The sequence below is a fragment of the Streptomyces sp. NPDC058880 genome (genome assembly GCF_042742535.1).
GTDB lineage: Bacteria > Actinomycetota > Actinomycetes > Streptomycetales > Streptomycetaceae > Streptomyces.
The window spans coordinates 1-16,459 of sequence record NZ_JBHYMC010000066.1; the positions used below are offsets into that span (position 1 = coordinate 1).

Genomic DNA, 16,459 nt, shown 5'->3' on the forward strand with positions numbered 1-16,459 from the left:
ACAGCCTGTCGGGGGCGAAGGCCGCGGACGACGGAGTCGGGAACGACTCCGCCGTCCGCGGCCGGAGCCGCTGGACTGACAGCGGGAACACCGGGACCCCCCGGAGCACAGGTGGCCTGAGGCGCGCCCTCGCCACCCACTGGTACGCCTGGGCCATGGTCGCCCCGGTGGTGCTCGTCCTCGGCGTGATCATCGGGTGGCCGCTGGTGCGCGGCATCTACCTGTCGCTGACCGACGCCAACGAGCGCAATGTCGCCCGTGACATCGGCGCCCGCCACATCGACGCCACGTACGAGTTCATCGGACTCGACAACTACACGGCGGTGCTCGGCGACCCGGTGTTCCTGCAGCGGCTGGTGTGGACGGTGGTCTGGACCGTCGCGTGCGTGTCCATCACGTTCGTGCTCGGACTGACCCTCGCCAACATGCTGAACCGGCAGTTCCGGGGCCGCGCCGCCTACCGGATGGCGCTCATCCTGCCCTGGGCCGTGCCCGGCTTCGTCTCCGTCTTCGCCTGGCGGTTCCTCTTCAACCGCGACAACGGCATCCTCAACAAGGTCCTCGACGGCGGCGGCATCGCCGCCGTGCCGTGGCTCGACGACCCGACCTGGGCCAAGTTCTCGGTCATCGCCGTCAACGTCTGGCTGGGCATCCCCTTCATGATGGTCGCCCTCCTCGGCGGCCTGCAGTCCATCCCCGGCGAGCTCTACGAGGCCGCCGAGATGGACGGCGCCAGCGCCTGGCAGCGCTTCCGCCACATCACCCTGCCCGGACTGCGCACGGTCAGCATGACCGTGATCCTGCTCTCCACCATCTGGACCTTCAACATGTTCCCGGTGATCTTCCTGCTCACCCGGGGCGGACCGGGAGACTCCACCGAGATCCTGGTGACCCAGGCCTTCCGGGAGGCCTTCATCACGAGCCCGCGCGACTTCGCCGTCTCCGCGACGTGGGGCGTACTGATCCTCCTGCTGCTCATGATCTTCGCGCTGGTCTACCGGCGCTCGCTGCGCAAGCAGGGAGAGGTGTGGTGACCATGACCAGCACGCGTACCCGGGGCAGCCGCTCCCCCCTGGCCTCCGTCGGCCTGCACGCGACCCTCGCCGTCGCGTCCGTCATCGCCGTCTTCCCCGTCCTGTGGATCCTGCTGACCTCGCTCAAGCCCGCGCAGCACGCCATCACCACGGACTTCGTCAAGGAACCCACCCTCAGCAACTACACGTACCTGCTGGAGTCGAGCCACTTCCTCGACTGGTTCCTCAACTCCGTCCTGGTCGCCGGCGTCACCACCGTCCTCGGTGTCTTCATCGCCGCCACCACCGGATACGCGGTCAGCCGCTTCAAGTTCCCCGGCATGAAGCCACTGATGTGGACCCTGCTCATCACACAGATGTTCCCGATGGCCATCCTGATCGTCCCGCTCTACAACCTGATGGGGCAGCTCGGGCTGCTCAACCAGCCCGTCGGCCTGATCATCACCTACCTGACCATCGCCGTGCCGTTCTGCGCATGGATGATGAAGGGCTTCTTCGACACCATCCCGGTCGAGATCGACGAATCGGGCCGCGTCGACGGACTGAACCCCTTCGGCACCTTCTGGCGGCTGATCCTCCCGCTCGCCAAGCCCGGCCTCGCCGTCACCGGCTTCTACGCCTTCATCACCGCCTGGGGCGAGGTCGCCTACGCCTCCGCCTTCATGGTCGGCGAGGAGAACCTCACCCTGGCCGGCGGACTGCAGACCTTCGTCACCCAGTACACCTCCAACTGGGGTGCGATGAGCGCCGCCTCGGTCCTCATCGCCATCCCCGCGGCGATCTTCTTCGTATTCGCCCAGCGTCACCTCGTCGCCGGGATGACGGCAGGCGCCACCAAGGGCTGACCACCCGAGCCTGCCCGTTCGCCTTCCCGGCCCGATCTCTCCAAGGACGACATGACCCAGCACCTCGCCGACGCACTTCCCACCACCACCGGCACCACGCCCGGCTGGTGGAGAGACGCGGTGATCTACCAGGTCTATCCGCGCAGCTTCGCCGACTCCAACGGGGACGGCATGGGGGACCTCGAAGGCATCCGCAGCCGCCTGCCCTACCTCAAGGAGCTGGGCGTCGACGCCGTCTGGCTCAGCCCCTTCTACGCCTCCCCGCAGGCCGATGCCGGCTACGACGTCGCCGACTACCGGGCCATCGACCCCATGTTCGGCACCCTGCACGACGCCGACGCCGTGATCCGCGAGGCCCACGGACTGGGACTGCGCATCATCGTCGACCTCGTCCCGAACCACTGCTCCGACCAGCACGAATGGTTCAAGCAGGCGCTGCGCGAAGGCCCCGGGTCCCGGCTGCGGGAGCGGTTCCACTTCCGTCCCGGCCAGGGCGAGGACGGCGAACTGCCCCCCAACGACTGGGAGTCGATCTTCGGCGGGCCCGCCTGGACCCGGGTCGCGGACGGCGAGTGGTACCTGCACCTCTTCGCACCCGAGCAGCCCGACTTCAACTGGGAGCACCCTGCCGTCCAGGACGAGTTCCGCTCCATCCTGCGCTTCTGGCTCGACCTCGGCGCCGACGGCTTCCGCGTCGACGTGGCCCACGGCCTGGTCAAGGCCCCCGGCCTGCCCGACCTCGGCGCCAGGGACCAGCTGAAGCTGCTCGGCAACGACGTCATGCCCTTCTTCGACCAGGACGGCGTCCACGAGATATACCGCTCCTGGCGCCGGATCCTCGACGAGTACGAGGGCGACCGCGTCCTGGTCGCCGAGGCGTGGACCCCCACCGTCGAGCGCACGGCCCGCTACGTCCGCCCCGACGAGATGCAGCAGGCGTTCAACTTCCAGTACCTGACCACCGACTGGGAGGCGACGGCGCTCCGCGAGGTCATCGACGGCTCGCTGGCCGCGATGCGCCCCGTGGGCGCCCCCACCACCTGGGTGCTGTCCAACCACGACGTCACCCGGCACGCCACCCGCTTCGCCAACCCCGCCGGCCTCGGCACCCAGCTGCGCGAGCCCGGGGACCGCGAGCTCGGCCTGCGGCGCGCCCGCGCGGCGAGCCTGCTGATGCTGGCGCTGCCCGGCTCGGCGTACGTCTACCAGGGCGAGGAACTCGGCCTGCCCGACGTCACCGACCTGCCGGACGAGGTCCGCCAGGACCCGTCCTTCTTCCGCGCGGCCGGACAGGACGGTTTCCGGGACGGCTGCCGGGTCCCCCTCCCGTGGTCGGGCACCGAGGCCCCGTACGGCTTCGGCACCGGCGGCAGCTGGCTCCCGCAGCCCGACTCCTGGGCCGGGCTGAGCGTGGAGGCGCAGACCGGCGACCCGTCCTCCACCCTGGAGCTGTACCGAACGGCCCTGCGGCTGCGCCGCGAGCGCCCCGACCTGGGCGCGGGTGACTCGGTGGACTGGCAGGACGCCCCCGAGGGCGTCCTGGCCTTCCGCCGCGGGGACTTCCTCTGCACCGCCAACACCACCGGCACGGCCGTACGCCTCCCCGTCGCCGGCGAGGCCCTGCTGTCCAGCGGCGCGACGGTCGAGGACGGCGTGCTGCCGGCCGACACCACGGTGTGGTGGCAGGTGACGTCGGGGTGACCTCCCCCCTCCGGCTGACGGACATCGCCGCGCAGGCCCAGGTCAGCGAGGCGACGGTCAGCCGTGTGCTCAACGGCAAGGCAGGCGTCGCGGCCGGCACCCGGCACAAGGTGCTGGCCGCGATGGACCTGCTCGGCTACGAGCGGCCCGTGCGGCTCAAGCGGCGCAGTAACGGCCTGGTCGGACTGCTGATCCCGGAGCTCACCAACCCGATCTTCCCGGCGTTCGCGCAGGTGATCGAACAGGCCCTGGCCGGGCACGGGTACACGCCGGTGCTGTGCACGCAGACGCCCGGCGGGGCCACCGAGGACGAGCTGGTGGAGCAGCTGGAGGAGCGGGGGGTCACCGGCATCGTCTTCCTTTCCGGCCTGCACGCCGACTCCCACGCAGATCCCGCCCGCTACCAGCGGCTCGCCTCCCGGGGGCTGCCGTTCGTGATGATCAACGGCTTCAACGAGCACGTGAACGCCCCCTTCATCTCCCCGGACGACCGGGCGGCCGCCGAGATGGCCGTACGGCACCTGCAGGACCTCGGACACGAACGCATCGGGCTGGCCATCGGGCCGACCCGGTACGTGCCCTCGGCCCGCAAGGAGCAGGGTTTCCGGTCCGTCGTACCGGACGCGGAGGCCGAGGGGCGGATCCAGCGCACCCTGTTCACGGTCGAGGGCGGGCACGCCGCCGGCGGCGCCCTCCTCGACCGCGGTTGCACGGGCATCGTCTGCGGCAGCGACCCGATGGCACTCGGGGTGATAAGGGCCGTGCGCGAGCGGGGCCTGCGGGTGCCGCAGGACGTCTCCGTGGTCGGCTTCGACGACTCGCCCCTGATCGCCTTCACGGACCCGCCGCTCACGACGGTCCGCCAGCCGGTACGGGCGATGGCGACGGCGGCGGTCGGCGCCCTCCTGGAGGCGGTGTCCGGGACCCCGGTCCAGCGCACGGAGTACGTCTTCCAGCCCGAACTGGTGGTCCGCGGCTCGACGGGCCAGTCGCCGGAGTAGCGGTACGGGCGCCTGCGGCTGGGCCGGGACCGGCCTGGGCCCGTGCGCGGGGCGGCCGGACGCCGGCGCAAGCCGGTGGGGCGGGGCGGCCGGTCAGGGATGGCCGTTCAGGGGCGGCCGAAGGTCGTCGCGCAGCGGCGCCACGACAAGGCCCCTCGCCGACGGCGCGTGCAGGCCCGAGCGGGCGCGCTTGCGCAACCGGAATCGGTGAGGTCGGCCCTGGCGCCACCGTGCGTGGTCGGTGGTGGGCCACCCGGCCGGGCAACTGGCCATGGAGAGCAGTGGCGGGTGCTCCCGGACCTTGCCGGTCACCTCTTCTGCTTGACCTCCTGCTGGCCGCTCTCCCCGCAGCGGCCCTCCTGCGCTCGAATCCGGACCAGCGCCACGCCGTAGCCGGTGAGCGCGAGAAGGCGGAGCGCCTCCCACCAGACCGGAAGCTCGCCCGGGCTGTTGGAATTGGTCCAGTTGCTCACAGCATGCAGAAGTGCCAGCGGCCAGATCGAGACGGTGTGGAGGCGAAGCGCGGCCAGCACGAATCCGAAGACGGACGCGTGCAGGACCTGGAACACCATGTACTCCGGCGACCGGCCGAAGACAAGTCCGGATATGACGTGTCCCAGACCGAACAGCAGAGCGACCCAGAGGGTGAGCCGCCACGGTGACAGTGCACGCAGAAGTTCCTGCATGACACCGCGTGCGTACAGCTCCTCGCTGATCCCGACCGACAGCATCAGCAGCGCACTCGCCGCCAGGGCGCTTGCCGGGCCGACGACGCCCCGCGTCAGCTCCAGGCAAACCACGAGGTACGCCGGTACCAGTAGCCACGGGCGGCGTGGCCGCAGAGTCGCCAACCACGGGGACCGCCACCATCGAAACAGCGCCACCACCGCCAACGGGACGACGCAGGCGGCCAGATTGACAAGAACCGGCCCGGCGAAACCGATCGAAGGGAGTGCGAACGCGGCGGCGAACAGTGCCAGATGCCATCCGACGTTCACGCCCATGGCGGCCAGAAGAGGAAACCGTACGGGAGAGGCGCTTGACGAGGTCACGATCAGCCAGTGTGCCCCAGCGGTGCGGGGGCCGAGTGAAACCGGAAACCCCAAAGCCGGTTGGCCGGGTGCCCGGTGGTGACCGTTGCGGCCCACGAGCCGGGGCTGCGGACCGGACGGAACAGCCGGCGGGCACCCCGGGGTGCCGTTGACGAGCGGCGAACCAGAGGGCAAGTAGCCCCTCTGTGGGCCTGGTGGGCCCAACCAGGGAGCAACCGGAAGGAATGGGGCGCGAGTTGGGGTGCCGGTGAGGGAGGGGGGACACGCGTCGGAAACAATCCTGCAATCTCTTGCGCAAACTCTTGCAGCGCTTCCACCTGGCACCTACGGTCGCTCCAATCCCCACGTCTTCCGCCAGGAGGCCCCCGCATGCCTGCCAGAGCTGTCAGAGCTGCAACTCTTTTCACCGCCACCGCACTTGCCGCCGCCACGCTCACCGCCACTGCGCCGCAGGCCGCCGCCGCGCCCCCCGGCGAGAAGGACGTGACCGCCGTCCTCTTCGAGTGGCGATTCGACTCCGTCGCCAAGGCCTGCACCGACTCCCTCGGCCCCGCCGGCTACGGGTACGTGCAGGTCTCGCCCCCGCAGGAGCACGTCCAGGGCAGCCAGTGGTGGACCTCGTACCAGCCCGTCAGCTACAAGATCGCCGGGCGGCTCGGCGACCGGGCCGCCTTCCAGGCGATGGTCGGCTCCTGCCACGCCGCGGGCGTGAAGGTCGTCGTCGACTCCGTCATCAACCACATGGCCGGCCCGGCGGACGCGGGCGCGACGCTGACCGGGACGGGCGGTTCTTCGTACACGAAGTACACCTACCCGGGGATCTACTCGGGCGCCGACATGGACGACTGCCGGGCGACGATCTCCACCTACCAGGACCGCGGCAACGTGCAGAACTGCGAGCTCGTCCAGCTCGCGGACCTCGACACGGGCGAGGACTACGTACGGGGCCGGATCGCCGGCTACCTCAACGACCTGCTCTCGCTGGGCGTCGACGGCTTCCGCATCGACGCCGCCAAGCACATGCCGGCAGCCGACCTCGCCGCCATCAAGTCCCGGCTGACGAACCCCTCGGTCTACTGGAAGCAGGAGGCGATCTTCGGGGCCGGGGAGGCCGTCCTGCCGAGCGAGTACCTCGGCAACGGCGACGTCCAGGAGTTCCGGTACGCCCGGGACCTCAAGCGCGTCTTCCAGAACGAGAACCTGGCCTACCTGAAGAACTTCGGCGAGGCGTGGAGCTACATGCCCTCCGGTCAGAGCGGCGTCTTCGTCGACAACCACGACACCGAGCGCGTCGGTGACACGCTCACCTACAAGGACGGGTCCACCTACACCCTGGCCAGTGTGTTCGCCCTGGCCTGGCCGTACGGATCCCCGGACGTGCACTCCGGATACGAGTGGACCGACAAGGACGCCGGCCCGCCGAACGGCGGCACGGTCAACGCCTGTTACTCGGACGGGTGGAAGTGCCAGCACGCCTGGCGGGAGATCTCCTCCATGGTCGGTTTCCGCAACGCGGCCCGCGGCCAGGGCGTCGTGAACTGGTGGGACAACGGCGGCGACCGGATCGCCTTCGGGCGCGGCACCAAGGCCTACGTCGCGATCAACCACGAGGCTTCGGCCCTGACCCGGACATTCCAGACCTCGCTCCCCGCCGGCGACTACTGCGACGTGCAGAGCGGGCGCACCGTCACCGTCGACTCCGGCGGCCGGTTCACCGCGACGCTCGGCGCCGGTACCGCACTCGCCCTGCACGTCAACGCCCGTACCTGCTCGGGCACCCCGGCAGGCTCCGGCGGGGCCGCCTTCGCCGTCAACGCCACCACCGTGCCGGGACAGAACATCTACGTCACCGGTGACCGTGCCGAGCTCGGCAACTGGAACACCGGCGCCGCGCTGAAGCTGGACCCGGCGGCCTATCCCGTCTGGAAGCTCGACGTCACCCTCCCGGCGGGCGCGTCCTTCGCCTACAAGTACATCCGCAAGGACGCCGACGGGAACGTGACCTGGGAAAGCGGCGCCAACCGCACGGCCACCGTACCCGCGAGCGGCAAGGTCACGCTGACCGACACCTGGCGCAGCTGAGCCGCCGCCCCACAGACCAGGGCCGCCCGGCGCTTCCTGCCCCGTCCCCCGGACCCCGTCCGGGGGACCCCAGGCCGGGCGGCCCTCATCCATGCGACACGTACACAAGGAGACCCGCCTTGATACGCCCTGCCGCAGGAGCGCTCGCCGCCGCGCTGGCCGTGACGCTCCTGCCCGCCCTCCCCGCCGCGGCCGCCGAGGCCAAGGCGCCCGCCCCGCCCTCCGACGCGAAACTGGCCGCCGAGCCGGCCCGCCACGACCTGACCCGCGAGCAGTTCTACTTCGTGCTCCCGGACCGGTTCGCGAACGGTGATCCGTCCAACGACCGGGGCGGACTGACCGGCTCCCGCCTGGAGACCGGACTGGACCCCACCGACAAGGGCTTCTACCAGGGCGGCGACCTCAAGGGGCTCACCGACCGGCTCGACTACATCAAGGGGCTCGGCACCACGGCCATCTGGATGGCGCCGATCTTCAAGAACCAGCCGGTGCAGGGCAAGGGGAACGACGTCTCCGCCGGCTACCACGGTTACTGGATCACCGACTTCACCCAGGTCGACCCGCACTTCGGCACCAACGCCGACCTGGAACGGCTGATCGACAAGGCGCACGCGAAGGGGATGAAGGTCTTCTTCGACGTCATCACCAACCACACGGCCGACGTGGTCGACTACCGGGAGGCGTCCTACTCCTACCTGTCGAAGGGGGCGTTTCCGTACCTGACGAAGGACGGTGTGCCGTTCGACGACCAGGACTACGCCGACCGGAAGGGGAAGTTCCCGAAGGTGGACGGGGAGTCCTTCCCGAGGACCCCGTTCGTGCCGGACGCCAAGAAGCACCTCAAGGTCCCGGCCTGGCTCAACGACCCGACGATGTACCACAACCGGGGCGACTCCACCTTCGCCGGAGAGTCCTCCGAGCAGGGGGACTTCTTCGGCCTGGACGACCTGTGGACCGAGCGCCCCGAGGTCGTCAGCGGCATGGAGAAGATCTACGAGAAGTGGGTCAGGGACTTCAAGATCGACGGCTTCCGCATCGACACGGTCAAGCACGTCAACACGGAGTTCTGGACGCAGTGGGCGACCGCCCTCGACGCGTACGCGGCCAAGCACGGACGCGAGGACTTCTTCATGTTCGGCGAGGTCTACTCCGCCGACACCGCCGTCACCTCACCGTACGTGACGCGCGGGCGCCTCGACGCCACCCTCGACTTCCCGCTCCAGGACGCGATCCGCGCGTACGCCTCCCAGGGCGCGGCGGCCTCCCGGCTGGGCTCCGTCCTCGCCGACGACTACCGCTACACCTCGGGCACGGCCAACGCCTACGAGCAGGTGACCTTCCTCGGCAACCACGACATGGGCCGCTTCGGGACCTTCCTCAAGCAGGACCGGCCGGGCGCGACCGAGCAGGAGCTGCTGGGCCGCTACCGGCTCGCCAACGAGCTGATGTTCTTCTCCCGGGGCAATCCGGTGATCTACTCCGGTGACGAGCAGGGCTACACCGGCGCGGGCGGCGACAAGGACGCACGCCAGCCCCTGTTCGCGTCGAAGACCGCCGACTACCTCGACGACGACCAGCTGGGAACGGCGCGCACGCACGCGAGCGACGCCTACGACCCGGAGCACCCTCTCTACCAGGAGATCAGTGCTCTGTCGAAGCTGACCAAGGCCCACCCGGCCCTACGCGACGGCATCCAGAGCGAACGGCTCTCCGACGGCTCCGTGTACGCCTTCGCCCGCACCGACGCCCGCAGCGGCACCGAGTACCTGGTCGCCGCCAACAACGCCGCCGAGTCCCGCACCGTCGAGATCGACGCCCCGGCCGGCAGCCAGTACCGCACCCTGTACGGCGGCTCCGCGCTGATCCGCGCCTCCGCCACGGGCAAGCTGACCGTCGTCGTCCCCGCCCTCGGCTCGGTGGTCCTGCGGGCCGTCGCCCCGCTCGCCGCCCCCACCGCCAAGCCCGCCCTGACGTTGAAGGCCCCGGCCCCCGGCGCCACCGGCACCGTCGAGCTGTCCGCCGACGTCAGCGGCGGCGGCCTCAACCGGGTCGTCTTCGCCGCGCAGACCGGCACCGGCAGGTGGCAGGTACTCGGCTCCGCCGACCACGCCCCCTACAAGGTCACCCAGCACATCGACGCCAAGACCCCCGCCGGGACCGCCCTGCGGTACAAGGCCGTCGTCGTGGACTCCGCCGGCCGCACGGCGAGCGCCCTCGCCGGGTCCGTCACCGGGCAGGCCCCACCCCCCGATGTGCCCACCGCCACCCAGCGCGACTACGCGGTCGTCCACTACAACCGCCCCGACGGCGACTACACCGACTGGCGGCTCTACGCCTGGGGCGACATCGCCGAGGGCGAGGCCACCCCGTGGCCGGCCGGCCACGCCTTCACCGGCCGCGACGCCTACGGCGCCTTCGCCCATGTGAGGCTCAAGCCCGGCGCCTCCTCGGTCGGTTACCTCGTCATCGACAAGGACGGCACCAAGGACGTCGCCGCCGACCGCAGCATCGACGTGACGAAGACCGGCGAGATCTGGCTGGAGCAGGGCAAGGAGCCCGCCCGGACCGACCGCCCCGCGTACCCGCCGCAGGACCAGGGCAAGGCCGTCCTGCACTACCAGCGCCCCGACGGCGCCTACGACGGCTGGGGCCTGCACGTGTGGACCGGGGCCGCGACCCCGACCGACTGGTCCAAGCCGCTGCCGGCAACCCGTACCGACTCCTATGGAGCCGTCTACGAGGTCCCGCTCGTCGCCGGAGCCACCAGCCTCAGCTACATCCTCCACAAGGGCGACGAGAAGGACCTCCCCACCGACCAGTCCCTGGACCTGAAGGCCACCGGCCACGAGGTGTGGATGCTCGGCGGCCGGGAGCAGTACCTCCTGCCGCAGCCCGCCGGCTCTTCGGCCGCCCTGGACCTCACCACGTCCCGGGCGGTGTGGATCGACCGCGACACGGTCGCCTGGAACGCCCCCGCGGCGGCCGCCTCCGTCCAGCTCCTCGCCTCCCGGGAAGGCTCCGTCAAGGCCGAGGACGGCACCCTGACCGGCGCGGCCCGGTGGCTGCGGCTCAGCCGCTCCGAGCTGACCGCCGCCCAGCAGCAGAAGTTCCCGCACCTGGCCGCCTCCAGTGCCTTCACCGTCGACCCGCGCGACCGGGACCGCGTCCGCGAGGCCCTGCGCGGCCAGCTCGTCGCGAGCGCCCGCGCCGCGAACGGGGCCGTCCTCGCCGCCACCGGCGTCCAGCTGGCCGGCGTCCTCGACGACCTGTACGCGACGACCGCCGCCCTGGGCCCGGTCTTCAAGGACGGCCGTCCCACCCTCTCCGTCTGGGCACCCACCGCCCAGCGGGTGGCCCTCGAACTCGACGGCCGCACCGTCGCCATGCGCCGCGACGACGCCACCGGCATCTGGTCGGTGCGCGGCGAGCGCTCCTGGACCGGCAAGCGGTACCGCTACGCGGTGACCGTCTGGGCCCCCAGCACCCGCGAGGTGGTCCGCAACCTCGTCACCGACCCCTACTCCACCGCCCTGACGGCCGACTCCACCCACAGCCTGGTCGTGGACCTGGCCGATCCGAAGCTGGCGCCGCCCGGCTGGAAGCAGCTGCGCAAGCCCGCGGCCGTCCCCTTCACCTCCGCGCAGATCCAGGAGCTGCACATCCGCGACTTCTCCGTCGCGGACCGCACCAGCGGCCACCCCGGCCAGTACCTGGCCTTCACCGACACCGGCTCGGCGGGCATGCGCCACCTGCGCGACCTGGCCGACGCCGGCACCTCCTACGTCCACCTCCTGCCCGCCTTCGACATCGGCACCATCCCGGAGAAGGCGGCGGACCGCACCGAGCCCGCCTGCGACCTCACGGTGTACGCGCCGGACTCGCAGGAGCAGCAGGCGTGCGTGGCGGCGGCCGCCGCGAAGGACTCCTACAACTGGGGCTACGACCCGCTGCACTACACCGTCCCCGAGGGCAGCTACGCCAGCGACCCCAACGGCACCGCCCGCACCGTCGAGTTCCGCAGGATGGTCCAGTCCCTGAACGGGGCCGGGCTGCGCACGGTGATGGACGTCGTCTACAACCACACGGTCGCCGCCGGGCAGGCCGACAAGTCCGTCCTCGACCGCATCGTTCCCGGCTACTACCAGCGTCTGTTGGCCGACGGCAGCGTCGCCACCTCCACCTGCTGCGCCAACACCGCACCCGAGAACGCCATGATGGGCCGCCTCGTCGTGGACTCGGTCGTCACCTGGGCGAAGGAGTACAAGGTCGACGGTTTCCGCTTCGACCTGATGGGCCACCACCCGAAGGCCAACATCCTGGCCGTCAGGGCCGCGCTGGACGCCCTGACGCCCGCCAGGGACGGGGTGGACGGCAAGAAGATCGTCCTGTACGGGGAGGGATGGAACTTCGGCGAGATCGCCGACGACGCCCGCTTCGTCCAGGCCACGCAGAAGAACATGGCCGGGACCGGGATCGCCACCTTCTCCGACCGGGCCCGCGACGCGGTGCGCGGCGGCGGCCCCTTCGACGAGGACCCGCGCGTGCAGGGCTTCGCGTCGGGCCTGTTCACCGAGCCCAACGGGGCGCCCGCCAACGGCACCCCGGCCGAGCAGCGGGCTCGCCTCCTGCACGCCCAGGACCTGATCAAGATCGGCCTCTCCGGCAACCTCGCCTCGTACACCTTCACCGACACCTCCGGCCGCCGCGTCAAGGGCTCCGAAGTGGACTACAACGGCGCCCCGGCCGGTTATGCGGCCGCCCCCGGCGACGCCCTCGCGTACGCGGACGCCCACGACAACGAGACCCTCGCCGACGCCCTGACCTACAAGCTCCCGCCCGCCACCGCCAACCGCGACAAGGCCCGCATGCAGGTCCTGGCCATGGCGACGGCCACCCTGTCCCAGGGCCCGGCCCTCTCCCAGGCCGGCTCCGACCTGCTGCGCTCCAAGTCCCTGGACCGCAACTCCTACGACAGCGGCGACTGGTTCAACGCCATCCAGTGGGACTGTCGCGCGGGCAACGGCTTCGGGCGGGGCCTGCCCCCGGCCGCCGACAATGCCCCGAAGTGGCCCTATGCGAAGCCCCTCCTGACCGGACCGGCGCCCACCTGCACCGACATCAACGCCACCGCGGCGGCCCACCGCGACCTGCTGAAGATCCGCACCACCGAGCCGGACTTCGCCCTCACCACGGCCGGGGCGGTCCAGTCCCGGCTGGGCTTCCCGCTCTCGGGCCGGGAGGAGACCCCGGGCGTGATCACCATGACCCTGGGCGACCTGGTGGTGGTCTTCAACGCCACCCCCACCGCCCAGCGCCAGCGCGTCACCGCCCTCGCGGGCACCGCCTACCGCCTGCACCCGGTGCAGGCGGCCGGATCCGACGCCACGGTCAAGCAGTCCGCCTACGAGGCACGAACAGGAGAGTTCACCGTCCCCGCCCGCACCGTCTCCGTCTTCACACGACGGTGAGCCGGTCGAGCCGCTTCTCCAGCAGGACCACCCCGTAGGTCCTGCCGTCCTGCCCCCGCTTGTCGGGGAGCTCCCCGACCACCCGGTAGCCCGCGTCCAGGTAGTACGCGAGCAGCCGGGGGTTGGTGGAGACGCAGTCCAGCCGAGCCCGCTCCCGCCCGGTCCTGGCCGTCCGCCGCTCGGCGTGTTCGAGCAGGCGGCGTCCGGCCCCGGCGGGGGCGGTCTCGCGCGACACCATCAGCCGGTGCACGTAGCCCGCCACGGGCGGCTGGATCCCCCAGGCCTCCTCGTCGGACCACCACAGCTCGTAGGCACCGCACACCCGGCCGTCCGCGTCGCCGGCGAGCCACACCTCCCCGCCGTGCATCTTCGACCGGAAGTGCGCGGCATCCTTGTCGCCGGGCTTCCACTGTTCGATCCCATGCTTCTGCATCCAGCGGGCGGCCTCGTCGTACAACCGCACCAGCGTGCCGGCGTCCTTCTCCACGGCCGGCCGGAACAGAATCCCCTCGTCAATGATCACGCGGGCATTATCGGTGATCACCGCCGGTCGTGATCACGGGAGGGCGGGGTCGGCGCCCGGTCGGCCGCCGGGAGCCGCCGCGCCGCCCGGGACGAGCCCGACCAGCCGCCCCACCAGCTCTCCGAAGGGCCCGTCGGCCGGTTCGTCGGCCAGGATCCGGACGAGGATGCCCGCCATCTCCGCGTCGTACGCGGCGCTCACCGCGGCCAGCGCCGCGAAGTCGTGGACCAGTTGCAGCTCCAGCTCGCTCCGCGGGATCCTGCGGCCGTCCAGCCAGATCAGGGCCGTGGACTCGGCGAGCGAGACCCAGGAGCGCACCACGAGCTCCAGCCGGGCCGGCACCTCGTCGAGTCCGATCCCCAAGTGCGTGAGGATCTGTTCGTACGCCGCCTGCCGGACCTCGTCGATCATCGCGCTGGCCCGGCTGCTGCCGGCCGCGGGACCCCCGCGCATCAGGGCAGAGAAGCCCGGCCCGTGGTCCTCGACGAAGGCGAAGAAGCGCCCCATCACCCGCAGCAGGCGCGCCCCCAGGGGACCTTCCCGAGGCTCGACGAACCGCTGGGCCAGCTCGTCGGCAGCCCGCCGCAGCGCCGCCTCGTACAGGCTGAGCTTGCCGGGGAAGTAGTGGTAGACCAGGGGCCGGGATATCCCCGCCGCCGCCGCTATCTCGTCGATCGACACGTCGTCGGGGGACCGGTGGCTGAACAGCTCCAGGGCAACCCCGATCAGCTGCTGCCGCCGCTCCTCGACACCCATCCTGCGCCGCACTCCGGTCGTCATGCGGACACCCTACTGGGGAGGGTTCACAGGTCCAGGGCGAGGCGGTCCCCCTTCGCGCGCGAGACGCACAGCAGCATCGACTCCGCGCGCTCCTGGTCGGTGAGCAGGTCGTCGCGGTGGTCCACCTCGCCCGCGAGGACCCGGTGTTGGCAGGTCCCGCAGAAGCCCTGCTCGCACGAGTAAGGGGTGTCGGGCAGCTCCCTGCGCACCGCGGCGAGGGTGCTCTCCTGCGCGCCGACCTCGACGACCCGTCCCGAGCGGCGCAGTTCGACCGTGAAGGCCCGTTCCGGGCCGGGTGCCACGGCGGGCGTGAAGCGCTCCAGGTGCACGGCCGTGGGGTCCTCGGCCGCCGCCGTGACGGCCTGCATCAGGGGTTCCGGGCCGCAGCAGTAGACCAGGGTGCCGGGCGCCGCGGTGGCCAGCCGGGACAGGTCGGGCAGGCCCTCCTCGTCCTCGGGATGGACCGTGACCCGGTCGCCGTAGGCCGCGAGGTCGTCGAGGAAGGGCATCGAGTCGAGGGAGCGGCCCCCGTACAGGAGCGTCCAGTCGGCGCCCGCCGCGGTGGCGGCGCGGAGCATCGGCAGGATGGGGGTGATGCCGATGCCGCCCGCGACGAACGCGTACGAGGGGGCCGGGATCAGCTCGAAGCGGTTGCGCGGCGGACGCAGTTCCAGCTCGGTGCCCTCGACGAGTTGGGCGTGCGCCTCGCGGGAGCCGCCTCGGCCGTCACCGACCAGCCGGATCGCGATCCGGTAGCGGCCCTCGTCCGCCGGGTCGCCGCACAGCGAGTACTGGCGGACCAGCCCGGAGGGCAGGGTGACGTCCACGTGCGCCCCCGGCGTCCACGCGGGCAGCTCCGGGGATTCCAGGACCAGTTCCACAACGTCCTGCGCCGGCTGGATGCGGGAGGTGATCAGCGCGCGCAGCGCTCGGCGCGGGGAGTGGCCGGAGACCGGCACCTCCAGGGCGGGCAGCGGCCACAGCGGGGAGGTCCCGATCCGGCGGTCCAGGGCCCGCCGGGCCGCCCAGGCAACACCCGCGACCGCGGCGGCCGTCGTGACGGCCAGGGCGCGCCTCATGCCCGTACCCCGCCGCCCGCGCCGGGGGAGGAGGCCAGGTAGGCCACCGCCTGGGCCGTCGAGCCCTCCTGCGAGGGGTGGTACGTACGGGAGAGGTACTTCGGTACGGACTTCAGCATGGAGCCGGTGGACGGGAGCACGCCCTGCCGCCCGGCCAGGAAGAACTGTCCGAAGGAGGCCTTGCCGTCCACGAGGTGGGGGTCGTTCTCCATGAAGAAGCGGACCCCTCGCTGCCACAGGAAGACCAGGGCGGTGAAGGCCGTGGCCCACGTCCGGGCCCTGCGGCGGTAGCCGCCGTCGACGTGCATGAAGAGGTCGAAGGCCACGGAGCGGTGCTCGACCTCCTCCGCCCCGTGCCAGCGCAGCAGGTCCAGCATGGTGGGATCGGCGCCGCGCCGGTCGAGTTCGTCGGCGTTCAGCACCCAGTCGCCGAGGAACGCCGTGTAGTGCTCGATGGCCGCGATCATCGCGATGCGCTCCATCAGCCACCAGTGCCGGGCGCGGCCCGGGGGCAGGGTGCGGTCGCCGAGCAGCTTCTCGAACAGCCAGTCCACCTGGGCGGTGTAGGGGGTCGGGTCCAGCCCCAGGCGCTTCAGGTGCGGGAGGACGTCGTCGTGGGCGGCGGCGTGCATGGCCTCCTGGCCGATGAACCCGACGACGTCCTCCCGCAGCCGCTCGTCCTCGATGTGGGGGAGCGCCTGCTTGTAGACGTGCACGAACCAGCGCTCCCCGGCGGGCAGCAGCAGGTGCAGCACATTGATCATGTGTCCGGCGAAAGGTTCGCCGGGCAGCCAGTGGAGCGGGGTGTCCTCCCAGCCGAAGGACACGTTCCGGGGCCTGAGACCCACGTGTTCCGACGCCACGGGGGCGGGCGCGAGCGGCGTATTAGACATG

General features: G+C 71.3%; 11 protein-coding genes. 6 read left to right on the forward strand and 5 right to left on the reverse strand.

The genetic code is table 11. The features are described 5' to 3' along the window. The 4 genes from ACFW2G_RS27705 to ACFW2G_RS27720 all read left to right on the forward strand — a co-directional run. Positions 1-1,034 (forward strand): carbohydrate ABC transporter permease (locus tag ACFW2G_RS27705; protein WP_384681084.1); only part of this gene is annotated, 1,034 nt, incomplete at its 5' end. A gap of 2 nt (positions 1,035-1,036) precedes the next feature. Beyond that, positions 1,037-1,879, forward strand: a complete 843-nt coding sequence (locus ACFW2G_RS27710; protein WP_384454570.1) for a sugar ABC transporter permease — start codon at positions 1,037-1,039, stop codon at positions 1,877-1,879. Positions 1,880-1,930: 51 nt separating this feature from the next. Then, positions 1,931-3,580 (forward strand): glycoside hydrolase family 13 protein, encoded by a 1,650-nt coding sequence (locus ACFW2G_RS27715; RefSeq protein ID WP_384454567.1) that lies wholly within the window; start codon positions 1,931-1,933, stop codon positions 3,578-3,580. Then, positions 3,577-4,581: a LacI family DNA-binding transcriptional regulator gene (locus ACFW2G_RS27720; RefSeq protein WP_236647808.1), complete on the forward strand. Its 1,005-nt coding sequence runs from the start codon at positions 3,577-3,579 to the stop codon at positions 4,579-4,581. Before ACFW2G_RS27715 ends, ACFW2G_RS27720 begins: the two co-directional genes overlap by 4 nt. Before the next feature lie 308 nt (positions 4,582-4,889). Here ACFW2G_RS27720 and ACFW2G_RS27725 read toward each other — a convergent pair whose 3' ends face one another. Continuing rightward, positions 4,890-5,585, reverse strand: a complete 696-nt coding sequence (locus tag ACFW2G_RS27725) for a CPBP family intramembrane glutamic endopeptidase (RefSeq protein ID WP_384454564.1) — start codon at positions 5,583-5,585, stop codon at positions 4,890-4,892. 417 nt (positions 5,586-6,002) lie between these two features. Between ACFW2G_RS27725 and ACFW2G_RS27730 the strand changes: the two genes are divergently transcribed. Further along, positions 6,003-7,715 (forward strand): carbohydrate-binding module family 20 domain-containing protein, encoded by a 1,713-nt coding sequence (locus ACFW2G_RS27730; RefSeq protein ID WP_384583224.1) that lies wholly within the window; start codon positions 6,003-6,005, stop codon positions 7,713-7,715. A gap of 119 nt (positions 7,716-7,834) precedes the next feature. Continuing rightward, on the forward strand, positions 7,835-13,183 hold the full coding sequence (gene pulA, locus ACFW2G_RS27735; RefSeq protein WP_384583227.1) for a pullulanase-type alpha-1,6-glucosidase: 5,349 nt from the start codon (positions 7,835-7,837) through the stop codon (positions 13,181-13,183). Here the strand turns inward: pulA and ACFW2G_RS27740 are convergent. The 4 genes from ACFW2G_RS27740 to ACFW2G_RS27755 are packed head-to-tail and all read right to left on the reverse strand — an operon-like array spanning position 13,170 to position 16,458. Beyond that, on the reverse strand, positions 13,170-13,706 hold the full coding sequence (locus ACFW2G_RS27740) for a GNAT family N-acetyltransferase (RefSeq protein WP_037927184.1): 537 nt from the start codon (positions 13,704-13,706) through the stop codon (positions 13,170-13,172). The two genes, pulA and ACFW2G_RS27740, sit on opposite strands and share 14 nt — an antisense overlap. Before the next feature lie 33 nt (positions 13,707-13,739). After that, the gene (locus tag ACFW2G_RS27745; protein WP_384454555.1) at positions 13,740-14,486 is read right to left on the reverse strand and encodes a TetR/AcrR family transcriptional regulator; all 747 of its coding nucleotides are present in this window, start codon (positions 14,484-14,486) and stop codon (positions 13,740-13,742) included. A gap of 23 nt (positions 14,487-14,509) precedes the next feature. Continuing rightward, positions 14,510-15,565 carry a PDR/VanB family oxidoreductase gene (locus ACFW2G_RS27750; RefSeq protein ID WP_384583230.1) on the reverse strand — a complete coding sequence of 352 codons (1,056 nt, stop codon included), beginning with the start codon at positions 15,563-15,565 and terminating at the stop codon, positions 14,510-14,512. Next, on the reverse strand, positions 15,562-16,458 hold the full coding sequence (locus ACFW2G_RS27755; protein WP_037927178.1) for a metal-dependent hydrolase: 897 nt from the start codon (positions 16,456-16,458) through the stop codon (positions 15,562-15,564). The genes ACFW2G_RS27750 and ACFW2G_RS27755 overlap by 4 nt, the downstream gene beginning before the upstream one ends. Position 16,459 lies beyond the last annotated feature (1 nt).